9 protein-coding genes are annotated in these 12,414 nt (G+C 46.7%); 1 reads left to right on the top strand and 8 read right to left on the bottom strand.

The features are described 5' to 3' along the window. Positions 1 to 286 (top strand): hypothetical protein (locus P1P86_04550; GenBank protein MDF1574446.1); only part of this gene is annotated, 286 nt, incomplete at its 5' end. A gap of 109 nt (positions 287 to 395) precedes the next feature. Here the strand turns inward: P1P86_04550 and P1P86_04545 are convergent. The 8 genes from P1P86_04545 to P1P86_04510 all read right to left on the bottom strand — a co-directional run bounded on the left by P1P86_04545 (position 396) and on the right by P1P86_04510 (position 11,544). Further along, positions 396 to 1,259, bottom strand: coding sequence for a DUF4249 family protein (locus P1P86_04545; GenBank protein MDF1574445.1), 864 nt, complete (start codon positions 1,257 to 1,259; stop codon positions 396 to 398). Further along, positions 1,259 to 3,589: a TonB-dependent receptor gene (locus P1P86_04540; protein ID MDF1574444.1), complete on the bottom strand. Its 2,331-nt coding sequence runs from the start codon at positions 3,587 to 3,589 to the stop codon at positions 1,259 to 1,261. The genes P1P86_04545 and P1P86_04540 overlap by 1 nt, the downstream gene beginning before the upstream one ends. Positions 3,590 to 3,633: 44 nt before the next feature. Then, complete coding sequence (locus P1P86_04535; GenBank protein MDF1574443.1) at positions 3,634 to 5,133, bottom strand: 2-isopropylmalate synthase; 1,500 nt, start codon at positions 5,131 to 5,133, stop codon at positions 3,634 to 3,636. A 98-nt stretch (positions 5,134 to 5,231) separates the two neighbouring features. Next, positions 5,232 to 5,738, bottom strand: coding sequence for a flavodoxin (locus P1P86_04530; protein MDF1574442.1), 507 nt, complete (start codon positions 5,736 to 5,738; stop codon positions 5,232 to 5,234). A gap of 17 nt (positions 5,739 to 5,755) precedes the next feature. Beyond that, positions 5,756 to 7,798 carry a thiamine pyrophosphate-dependent enzyme gene (locus tag P1P86_04525; GenBank protein ID MDF1574441.1) on the bottom strand — a complete coding sequence of 681 codons (2,043 nt, stop codon included), beginning with the start codon at positions 7,796 to 7,798 and terminating at the stop codon, positions 5,756 to 5,758. A gap of 6 nt (positions 7,799 to 7,804) precedes the next feature. Next, positions 7,805 to 9,157: a dihydrolipoamide acetyltransferase family protein gene (locus tag P1P86_04520; GenBank protein MDF1574440.1), complete on the bottom strand. Its 1,353-nt coding sequence runs from the start codon at positions 9,155 to 9,157 to the stop codon at positions 7,805 to 7,807. A 71-nt stretch (positions 9,158 to 9,228) separates the two neighbouring features. Next, positions 9,229 to 10,155, bottom strand: a complete 927-nt coding sequence (locus P1P86_04515; GenBank protein ID MDF1574439.1) for a hypothetical protein — start codon at positions 10,153 to 10,155, stop codon at positions 9,229 to 9,231. Positions 10,156 to 10,215: 60 nt separating this feature from the next. Next, positions 10,216 to 11,544 carry a serine hydrolase gene (locus P1P86_04510; protein MDF1574438.1) on the bottom strand — a complete coding sequence of 443 codons (1,329 nt, stop codon included), beginning with the start codon at positions 11,542 to 11,544 and terminating at the stop codon, positions 10,216 to 10,218. Positions 11,545 to 12,414 lie beyond the last annotated feature (870 nt).

Genomic DNA, 12,414 nt, shown 5'->3' with positions numbered 1-12,414 from the left:
TTTTCATGCCAACAGCAAACGGATGCAGTATGCGTTGTTCGAAAGCGAAGGATTGCCCCGGGGAAGCGGAAGTGTTGAAAGCGCGATACGACGGGTAATCAACCTAAGATTGAAGTCCTGTGGCTCGTTTTGGAAGAAGGAAAACGCAGAAATCTATCTGTTTTTGCGGTCTCAGCTCATCACCGGAAGGTGGAAAACGTTCTTTGAGAACCTAACAAACAGAGACGAACTCTTTGACAACCAGACAGAAATCAAGTCAAATGATTATCAAAGATGGGCAGCGTAAAAAGTTCCACAAATTGGGATTGCACCCTGAAGAAAACAGGAGGGAGGCTGCCCGCGGGCAGCCTTTTTTTATGTGCGTCCGGCAGGTCGCAGAAACCAGGTGAACATACTTACTCTGCGATGATGGAGTATCTTAAAATGGAGTGGGCTGCAAAGATTCCCTGCGCCCCGTTATCCACATTGGATACCACATTTGCAGGAGGGCCGGAGATAAGAGGGTTCCGGCCTGCAAGCTCCAGTTGAGCTTCTGTAACAAAATTGTAGTAAACCTCTTCAATGCAATCCATCTGGAGGGTCAGTGTATCGCCGGACTGAACCTTCTCCCGTGGATCATCGTCACTTAAGAATCCGACGGGCAGTCCGGGGAAATAGCCTGTATCGAAGAGCTCATCCGACAAAACACGGTATTTGCTCAGCGAATCGGTCAGTACATCTCCGTTCCTGATAAGTTTAAATCCATACCAGTCCCGCTGGTCCACCGGGTTATAGGCGTACAGGAAAACTCCATAGCCTGAAACTACCGGCGTGGTATAGTACCGTAACTCGATGGTCTCCAGCTCACTGCCCCCGGGCATGGTGCTTTCGGCATGGTAAAGTTCCCCGACTCCGTCTTGATTGATATCAATCTGACTGATATCCAGAATATAAGTAGTTCCCGGATTACCCCTGAAGGCCGTGCTTGTTTCATACCTGCCGGAAATCTCATCATTTTCAATGAGTTGCATGGTCTGACCCTCAAACGAGATTTCAACCACAGTATGGCTGAGTGGTGTAGCAGGCTGATTGGAAAAGTAATCACTGGTGACGGATAGAAGAACATAGTGCCTGACCGAATCGGAAGTCAGCACTCCTTCCACCACCAGACGCTGATAGGTGGAATCGAGTTCAATATCAATTCGCTCCGTACAGGAGGAAATCAGAAGAAGTGCCGTAACAAACATGACCTGGAAGCTGTATGTAATTCTATGCCCCATCAGAACTTGAAATTATAGGTAATAGCCGGAACAATGGAAAACAGGTAGGTCATTTCGGCATAGGTTAAATCTGACCGGGCCTCGTCCTGGTAAAAGTTGAGGGCCCAGATATTTTTCCGCGCATAAGCATTATAAGCGGTGAAGTTCCACTCGCCTCTCCAGCGTTTCCCTTTTCGTTCTTTTCCCTTTATAGTCAGGGAAAGATCCAGGCGGTGATAATCCGGGAGCCTGTATTGGTTCCTTCCTGTGTATAAGGGGATGATGCTTCCCATTATTTCATATCTTCCTGAAGGTACCGTATAGGGAATGCCGGTACTGTAAATCCAGTTGGCCGCTATTTGGATCCGTGAGCTGAAATCATAGCTCAACACCAGGGCCACATCATGAGGTTTATCATAAGGAGCCGGGTAAGGCTTGCCACCATTAATCTCCGGAATCTTTCGCATGGTTCTTGAAAGCGTATAGCTTATCCAGCCTGAGAAAGCACCTGTTTCATATTTCAAAAATAATTCTGCACCCAGGGAGGTGGTCTTTCCGATCCTGATTTCACCATCCAGCCTGGGATTTAGCAATAACTGGGCATGATCCCTGAAATCGATGGAATTGTTCATTTTTTTGTAATACAGCTCCAGAGACGACTGCAATTTATGATCCAGAAAATCCCTGAAATAGCCCACGGATAGCTGGTCGGAAAGCTGTGGCTCCACATTGGGAGATGCTGGAAACCAGATTTCCAGGGGGGTGCCGGCGCTTGAGTTGCTGGCCAGCTGCAAATATTGCCTGGTCCGGGAATAACTGGCTTTCAGAGACTGTTTTTCACTAAGTATGTAATTGGCCGAAATCCTGGGTTCCAGACCATGATAGAAATGGAAAAAGTCGCCCTGCCGGTAATAGGTCGAATCGACCAGCTGGTACTGATCGTCGTAATGAAACAGAGTCGTCGGACCCACGTTGTGAAACAGGGAATACCTTAAACCATAACGAAGTCCCAGTTTTTCTCCTAGCCTTGATTCACCCGATAGATAGATGGCACTTTCCAGGGAATGATTATGAGTCAGTTCCAATTTCTGCCTGATCCCCCCGGTGGTGATGGCACTGACCTCGCCTGGTTTAATCACATGGAAAGTCCCCGATGTGCCAAATCGCACTTTGTGCTCAGGATTCGGGAAGAAGGTAAAATCTGCTTTGAACCCGTAATCGTCCAGTGTGGAGTTCCAGTTAAAAAAGTCTTCGGCCCCTTCCGGTGTTCCAAGGTCATAGAAGTAATGGGAATTAAGCAAGGTAAAATTGCTGAAGAGATTATTGCTGAAGAGATGGTTCCAGCGCAGAGTCAGGGTACGGTTACCAAAGACCATCCCTGCAAACTCTTTATTCGCATAGGTGTCACTGCCGGAATACCCTGATAAAAAGATTCTGTTCTTGCTGTTGATCCGGTAGTTAAGCTTTCCGTTCAGATCATGGAAGTAGAGCCTGGTTTTCCTCAGGTTTTCGTCGCTTGAGAGGAGCAGGAACAAATCGGCATAGGTCCTTCTGCCTGAAAGAAGGAAAGAAGCTTTATCCCTGACAATCGGGCCCTCCAGTGTCAGGCGGCTTGAGATGCTCCCGATCCCTCCGCTCGCGGTGAAGTGTTTGCTGTTTCCTTCCTTCATTCGTATGTCCAGCAGGGATGCCAGCCGGCCGCCAGAGTGGGCTGGAATATCACCCTTGTAAAGTTTCACCTCTTTGATGGCATCGTTATTGAATATGGAAAAAAAGCCCAACAAATGACTGGCATTATATACCACCGATTCATCCAGAAGGATCAGGTTTTGATCCCGTCCCCCTCCCCTTACGCTGAACCCGGAGGAACCTTCACTGGTTACCTGAACTCCCGGCAGGAGCTGAATGGCCTTGATCACGTCGATCTCTCCCAACAGGGCAGGGATCTTCCGGATGGATTGAATGGATAAACTGGTGCTTCCCGTCTCCAGCCTGGTAATATTCGAATTAATCTGCCGGGAAGATATACTTACCTCTTCCAGTTCCAGCACCAACTCTGTAAGCTCCATATCCAGGACCATATCCTCTGCAAGTTCTATGGATCTGGAGACTGCAGCATACCCTACGTAGGAGTAAATAAAGGTATAAGTTCCCGGCTCAACTGAAAGCGCATAAAAGCCATATTCGTTGGTACTGGTGCCTGTACCCAGCTCTTCGATAATGACATTGGCTGCAATCAGCGCTTCTCCCGAAGCTGCATCACGAACATACCCGCTTACCGTCGATTTCCCCAAACCTTCCGGGGAGATCAGCAATAAACAAATGATCAGAGAAAATGGTAGTCTCGGCATGCATTCAGAAAAAATTCAAAATTGTAAAAAGTGAGACTGTACTGCTAAACAATTTGACTCATGGCATCAATAAATGCTTCAACGGATGCCGTGACTATATCCGTGGAGGCGGAAAACCCATAGTAGACCACATTTTTATGCTCTACCTGCATATGCACTTTCCCCAGATCATCGCTTCCCCGGGTTATGGCCTGTATCAGGAACTCCTCAATCCTCACTTTCCGGTTCAGGATCATTTTTACCGCATTGATAGAGGCATCTACCGGACCGTTTCCTTCCGCTGTGGCCGAATGGCACTCCCCTTCCCACTGGAGTGAAACGCTTGCCACGGGGATAGTGCCTTTACCACACAGCACCTGCAACTTGAGCAGATGAAGATTTCGTTTAATATCCCTGTTTTTGGCTCCCGCCAGTATCTTCAGATCTTCATCCACGATCTCTTTCTTGGAGTCGGCCAGCTCAAGAAAATCATCATAGATCTTATCCAGGGCCTCTTTACTGAAAGTATAACCGAGTTTTCCCAGCCTGTGTTTCAATGCCGCCCTGCCGCTTCGGGCGGTAAGCAGGATGGACGACTCGTTGATCCCAACCGACTTGGGATTGATAATTTCGTAATTCTCCCTTTTTTTCAACACCCCGTCCTGATGAATGCCGGATGAATGGGCAAATGCATTTCTTCCAACAATAGCCTTGTTGGCTTGTACGGGCATCCGCATCAGGGTTGATACCAGCCTGCTGGTGCGATAGATCTTCCTGGGGTTAATATTGATGATCAGGTTCAGGTGCTTGCGGCTCTTAATAATCATGGCCACCTCTTCCAGGGAGGTATTTCCTGCACGTTCTCCTATCCCGTTCATCGTTACCTCGACCTGCCTGGCTCCATTTATCACTCCGCTCATGGTATTGGCTGTAGCCATGCCCAGGTCGTTATGGCAGTGCGTGGAAAGAATGGCTTTGTCTATATTGCTCACATGATCAAGCAGGTATTTTATTTTTTTGCCGTATTCATCGGGCAGGGTGTAGCCCGTTGTATCGGGAATATTAATCACGGTGGCCCCGGCATTGATCATTGCTTCCACGACCCGGGCCAGGTACTTATTGTCTGAACGTCCTGCATCTTCAGCATAGAATTCCACATCTTCCACAAATGATTTGGCATAAGTGACCGCTTCAACTCCCCGCTTAATGATTTCCTCCGGATTACTGTTCAGTTTATGATAAATATGATAATAGGAGGTTCCTATACCTGTGTGGATCCTCGGACGCTTGGCAAATTTCAGCGACTCGGCGGCTACTTCAATATCTTTTTTTACTGCACGGGTAAGGGCGCAGATGACCGGTTCGGTAACGGCCTTGGAAATTTCAATGACCGAGTTGAAATCTCCCGGACTGGAAATGGGGAATCCGGCTTCGATCACATCCACTCCAAGCTCCTCGAGGGCTTTGGCGACCTCGATCTTCTCAATGGTATTCAGCTGGCATCCAGGAACCTGTTCTCCGTCCCTCAATGTGGTATCGAAAATATATAAGCGATCTTTTGCCATGGTCATACAGTTTAAGGATTATAGCTTGTACACCACAAAAGAAGCAAAATTAATGCTAAAACATGCTATCCAACATGGTTTTAATTTGCAGATTAGTCTCAGATGAACTCTTTTTTCAGCTGATCAACCCAGGAAGCTATCCGGGGTTTGTTCATAGAACCCTGATTTTCATAATCGATGGCTAATCCCAGGAACTGGCCATCTCTTTCGGCTCTTGAACTTTCATAATCGTAGCCCTCCGTGGAGGTGAATCCCACCAGTGTGGCTCCCTGAGCCTCAAGGATCTTAGCCATAATTCCAACACCATCCAGGAAATTTTCCGGATATCCTGTTTGATCACCCAATCCGAACAGGGCGATCTTTTTACCATTCAGATCAAGATCTTCAAGGGCAGGCACAAATTCATCCCAGTAGTTGGGAAGTTCGCCATCGAACCAGGTCGGGACGCCCATGATAATCTGTTCAAAGGAGAGGAACAGTTCTTCGGTAAGCTCTTCAGCATTTACCATTTCTATATGATCGTCATGGAATGCCTCCTGGATCTGGCTGGCGATTTTTCCGGTTTTTTTGGTATTGAAACTATAAATAATAGCGGTCTTATTCATGGTCCGGGTCTTTAGTATTAATAGTTCAACAATTCTTTCGCAGCTTTTTCGATTCTTTCCAGATCGGGCAGAATCGCGGCTTCCAGGATGCGGTTGAATCCTACCGGTGTAAAAGTGGATCCCACCCTTTTCACTGGTCCGTCCAGGTATTCAAAAGCCAGATCGTTGATCATGGCGGCCACTTCTCCCCCAAACCCTCCAAATACCTTGTCTTCATGCACTACCAGAACTTTCCCTGTTTTCTTTACGGTGTTCACGATGGCCTCCGTATCGAGGGGACTAAGCGAACGGAGGTCAAGAACCTCAAGACTTGCGATATTATCCTTCAGGAATTTATCTGCCAGGTCCACACAAAGGGGTGTTGTATTACCATAAGTGATTAGGCTCATGTCTGTTCCTTCTCTTCTCAGTCTCGCTTTACCAAAGGGCACTTCGAAATCATCCGGAATGGGTGTTGCCACTTTGGGGGAGTTATAAAGGGCTTTGGGTTCCAAAAAGAGGGTGGTACCCCTGGAGCGTATGCTGGTTCGGAGCAATCCGGCCGCGTCATCCGCATAACTGGGGTAAACTACCCTGATTCCGGGCAGGGGTGTCAGGGATCCTTCTATGGTCTGCGAATGGTAAAGACCGCCCCCGATGTATCCACCCGATGCAAGTCTGACCGTGATATTGGGTGAAAACTGGCCTTTGGTTCGCCAGTATTCATGAGAGGTTTCCACAAACTGCTCCATGGCTGGCCAGAAATAATCTGCAAATTCCGCCCCTTCCACCACAATCCGCAGTTTATCATTAAACCTGCTCATGCCGTTTGCCGTTCCCATGATAAAATCTTCTGCAATGGGACCGTTAAAAACACGATCTTTGCCAAATTCCTGCTGCATTCCCTTGGTTACATTGAAAATGCCACCCTTCTCCTTATAGGCCACGTCCTGCCCCCAGATAAACGTGTCCGGATTATGGCGAAATTCAGCTTTCAGGGTCTCATTTAATCCTACAATCAGTTTTTTAGGCTCTCCTTCATGATGATGAATGCCTTCGGGATACTTGTCACTGATATATGGTTCGGGAATCACAAAGTCATGAACAGACTCCGGAGAAGGCTGCGGGGCATTCATTCCTACTTTATGGGCAGCCTTCACTATCTCTCTGGCTTCATTCTCAAGGATTTCCAGCTCAGCCTCGGTAAAGTGCTCATACCTGATCAAAAGTCTTCTGAATTTGGCCAGCGGATCATACTGATAGACATAATTCAGCTCATAATCGTCGCGGTAAAGATCATGCCTGTCGGAATTCGAGTGTGAGTGTATCCGGACGCAGTTAGCATGAACGATCACCGGGTGTTCATGCTTGGCCACATACTCCTTGGCTTCGGTCATGGTGTTCATACTGTCGAATACATCTTTGCCGTTGCAGTGAAAGATTTTCAGGTTCTTGAATCCGGAAAAGTTATTGGCCACTTTACGGTTGGCGGTCTGGTCAGCCTTGGGAACTGAAATCCCGTAACCATTATCCTGGAAAACAAAAATGACCGGAAGCTTTTCGTTGCTTGCCCCGTTAATGGCCTCATATACATAGCCTTCGGAAACGGATGACTCTCCCTGCGAGCTTATGGCCACACCGGGAAACTTGTACTTTTTCATGGCTCTTGCCACTCCTACTGCATGCAAGGTATGATTTCCGGTACAGGAGGATACATTATGTATGTTCCATTCCGGTTTGGCAAAATGGTTGGACATATGTCTGCCACCCCCTGCCACATCCGTATCTCTGGATATCCCGTTCAGAATAAGTTCTTCTGCCGAGAGCCCTGCAGAATACGCAGTAAGCATGTCCCTGTAGTAGGGAAACAAATGATCATTTTCCCGGTCAAATACCTGACCGATAGCCAATTGTATCCCATCATGCCCCGCGTATGGTGCATGGTAGGACCACCCGATTGCCTGTTTCAGATAGTTGGGGGCCCTGTCGTCAATGGCCCTGCCAACCAGCATCAGTCTAAACCATTTTGCCAGAGTCTCCTTATCTGTTTTTTTTATGCTGAATTTCTTATTTGTTGACATAATCGCTCAGAGTTTAAAATTTCCGGTTTCCGGATCAAATGATTCCAGGTAGTCTCCCAGCCGCTTCAAAAACGCACCACCCAGTGCCCCATCAACGATCCGGTGGTCATAGGTAAGAGATAACCACATCTTCTGCCGGATGGCTATCATATCTCCCATGGGTGACTCAATCACCGCCGGTTTTTTCTTAATAGCTCCAACGGCCAGGATGGCCACTTCCGGCTGGTTGATAATAGGTGTCCCGATATCATTTTGAAAAGAACCAAAGTTGGTCACGGTGAAGGTTCCGCCACTGATATCATCAGGATTAAGCTTATTGCTGCGCGCAGCGGCGGCCAGCTCGGTCATTTTCCTGGCAATTCCTGAAAGGTTCAGGGTTCCGGCATCTTTAATGTTGGGTACAATCAGGTTATTATCAGGAAGAGATACGGCAATGCCAAGGTTAATCTTCTTTTTAATGACAATATGATCCCCGTCCACAGAGGCGTTTATCTGCGGAAAATCCCTCAATGCCTTCACTGTTGCTTCCAGAAATACCGGCAGGTAGGTCAGTTTGACCCCCTCTCTCTTCAGGAAGTTTTCCTTTACCTGATTCCGCCAGTTCACAACACTGGTCACATCCACTTCAATCATATTGGTCACATGGGCAGAGGTCTGCTTGGAGCGGATCATATGTTCTGCAATCAGTTTCCTCAGCCTGCTCATCTCAATCACCTCATCTCCTTCGCTGCCCCGGACCGTTTCCGGAACAGCCTTCTTTGCCGGTTCCCTGAGGGCTCCAGGATCAGTGGCGACGGGTTCCGGCTTCTCAGCACTGAGCGCTTTACCGGCTCCTCTTTGCTCCAGAAAACCAAGAAGGTCTTCCTTCCGAACCCGCCCGTTCAGTCCGCTTCCCTGGATGGAATTCAGTTCTTCCTGTGACACATCCTCTTTTGCAGCAATGGTTTTTACCAGGGGGGAGTAGAACCGTCCCTGTGTGGAACTTATCTCTTCCTTGTCTTCCTTGTCTTCCTTCTCTTCCTGGCTGCTGATTTCCTGTTCAGGCTCACTATCCGGTGCGTTGCTCTTTTCTGCAACTGCAGGATCTGTTTCCTCGCCCGAAGTGGATGAAGCATCTCCCTCCAGGTCAATCACAGCGATTACTGTGCCTACTGCAACAATCTCATCCTGTTTGAAAAGAATTTTTTTTACAACTCCCTCAACAGGTGACGGGATCTCAGAATCAACTTTGTCGGTAGCGATTTCAAGAAGGACCTCATCCTCCTCTATCCGGTCCCCTTCTTTTACAAACCAGTTTGTAATAGTTGCTTCTTCAATACTCTCACCCATTTTTGGCATGATAATATCAAAATTTGCCATAATAGAATCAAATGAAAAAAGTGTGGTAAATGGGTTTTCGTTGGTATAACAACAATACCCGGAAAATGTTTTTATTCCTCTCCTTCAAAAAGGATATCAAGCACCACGGGTTCGTCCCGGGGGAGACGGTCAGATAAGGGGGGCTTTTTCAGCACAGGATAACTGATTTTGACATCCGGATATCCCATATGCACCAGCATGGCAGCCACGGAGAATATTTTGGGGCCCTGCGGAATCAGGACAATGGTGTAATCGTTCCGAAGAGGAAGTATGGTGTCGATGAGGCTCTGATAGATGATTTGTCCGTTTCTGATGGGATAGGAAATCAGGTTCCTGATGGGAACACTGTTGATCAGTTTATGGTTGTTGATAAAGACCTTTTCAACAAAGCGCTTTTCTGCGGGCGGATCTGCATAAAAAAGATAAAGCAGGTCTGGATTGATAAATTTATATATGGATTCGGAAATCTTTTTCTCATGTCCGATACCCAGAATCAGGGCGGTTTTCTTTGCATAACCAGGCTTTATTTCTTCATGCAGGAAATCGGAAATCTCCTTCACCCTGTGCGAGCCGGCTTGACGAACATAGCTGGCCATGGTATAGACAATACGAATATTTACCCGTCCATCTCCATTATGTTTCTCGTAGAACCACCTGAAAAACGCATAGTACCAGCCGGGTGGCATGCTGGTGCAATCTATCAGTATACGTGAATTATTTACGGTCAGGTCTTGAAGAATAGCAGCCACATCAGGAATTTCTGATTCTACCTGGAAAACCTCGAATCCCTGCTCCTCGAAATAGCTGCTGTTATCGCGGTAGGAAAACTCCCTGACACCGTGAACTTTTTCCAGAGCTATTTTTTTGCAGGAGGCCTGTTCCATCATCCGGGCTACGTTTGTAGCCCGGGTTTCGAAGCTCAGAGTGGTAATAAAAATATCAGCCTTAAAATCAGCTACTTTTTCCGAGTCGATATGTTGGATGGCTGAGAGTTCCATAAAACACTCATCTGAGCGCTCTAAGATAAAGGAAAATTCTAAGGGAAAGAATTTGTGTGACTAAAGTTTCGGATTTGTTGCAGGAATATCTGCAATGGGTCCGGGACCTTTGTCGTCCACAGAGAACAAATCAATTCCTGGCCATTGTTCAACTGCACCCACAGCGCCGAACATCAGACGCGATACATAGGAATGGATTCTGGACTGCTTAAAGGTGCTTGTATTGGTCATAAGCACCCAGTTTATCCCGTCATTCTGCCTGACCAGCAAAGCCGAGGAGCCACTGAGATATCCGGTACGCCACCAGGTGCCATAGCTGTCGCTCCCCCTCCAGCCAAACAGTCCTTTTCCCGCCATTTGTGGATTCGACATCATGGAAATGGTTTCTGACGAGAGAATGTCCGGCTGCTCTTCAAAGCCGTCAATGGCCGTCAGGAACTTGATAAGTTCCGGTGCCGAAGCCACCCAGCCCCCTGCCGGACCAAGTAACTCCATGTAATTTCCTCCATAGTAGATGGGCACTATTTCACCGGATCCATTCATGGAAGCAGTGGTCATTTTCCCTGCACTGCTGTGATACCTCACTTCATGGGGATATTTTTCATGATAATAGCTTTTGCCAATGTGCATATCATGAATACCTATGGGTTTCAGAAGATGCATGACTACATAATCCTGGTAGAGCATTCCGCTCCTTCTCTCTATGATCTTACCCAGGATGGCATAACCCAGATTTGAGTAACTGTAATTGGTCCCCGGGTCGAAGTTCAATTTGCGGGAAAGGGTGTACTGCAGGATATGCTCAAAGGATGCAGGAGCCTGAACACGCATTTTCCTTGCAATGTACAGGGGATTGAACAGGGGATCCCCTGCATACCTGGACCATCCGGCAGTATGGTTCAGCAGCTGACGGACCGTTATCTCTTCAATTCTGGGATCTGTGTAGCTTCTGAACATGGAATCGTTTAAGATTCCCTCTTCTCCGAATACGGCTTCATCCAGACTGAGCTTTTCCTGTTCATATAATTTCATAATAGCCACCGCTGTGATAAGCTTCGAAACAGATGCAATGCGAAACAGGTGCCCGGGTTTCACATTCTCCCCGGTTTCACTGTTGGCCGTGCCAAACCCCTTTGCATAAACCAGCCGCTCATTCTTCGTGACTGCCAGACTTGCCCCTTCAATCTTCCAAAGCTTAATAAACTCTTTTACCTGCCTGTCAATATTCTCCGTCCCTTCATAATCAGAATATTGATTGTCGAGAAGCAGAGAGAATGGCACCTCTTCATCATTGAGAAGGGAGGGATACCCCTTATCAGAGAAGGTCATCGCCATCTCTCCAAAGAAGAAAAAAACAAACAGAGAAATAAATACCAGTAACTTTTTCAAAACAAAAAATTTGATCAATAACACGCTTATGTTCGTACAAAGTTATAGTAAAATGCATGTGATTCGGAATTGTTCATCGGACCTATTTCAGGTAATCAAAATAGTATGGGATAATAACATGATATTTAAAGATATAGAGGCATATTTTCAAATATACGAATGATATATTAATTTAATATAAAATACCCTCTTCGCACATAAAAACGGACATTGGTAGAGACAATAGCAATCATTGATAATTCAATACTGGCAGTTGGTCAAAAGAATTTTCTGAAGCGGGGAGGTATAAAAACACGAATGGGAGCCAAATTTGCATCTGGTTCCCATTCCGCTTGTTAGATACCGTAGTCTCTAATTCGCGCCAAGCTACGGTTATTATGACCGGAAAACAATGCCGAAACTTTGTTTTCCCTCTCGCTGCCCGACGAATCGAACAACTTGCATCGCTTTTGTCCATAGACAATGCGTCATGCTCAACTGCTTACAACTTTCACCGCGTTTTCAGGTACACTACGGTTTCCGTTTTGAATCTCCCTTCATGCTTTTGACAGCAATCCGGGTATTCCAGTTCACAGTCCGGTCCGAAAACCGGGAGAACAGCATCAATACCTGTTTAACTGTTCCCGTGACTCATATTCACGCTTCCAGGTTGCCCTGGCAGCTAATGAACTTAATCATTTAAAGAACGGAGTGGCCTTTTATCGCTCACTTGGTAGAATCAAATATATATGCTTTCGAACATTGCACCAAAAAAAAACCACTGAAGAATTTAACATTGAATGAACAGCAGATATTAACAATGCGTTAATCTTATGTTAAACATATTCATCATATAATTATAATACAATACATTATCGTTTGCGGTCTCCT

The sequence above is a fragment of the Bacteroidales bacterium genome, from assembly GCA_029210725.1.
GTDB lineage: Bacteria > Bacteroidota > Bacteroidia > Bacteroidales.
This window is presented reverse-complemented; position numbering and strand designations above follow the sequence as displayed.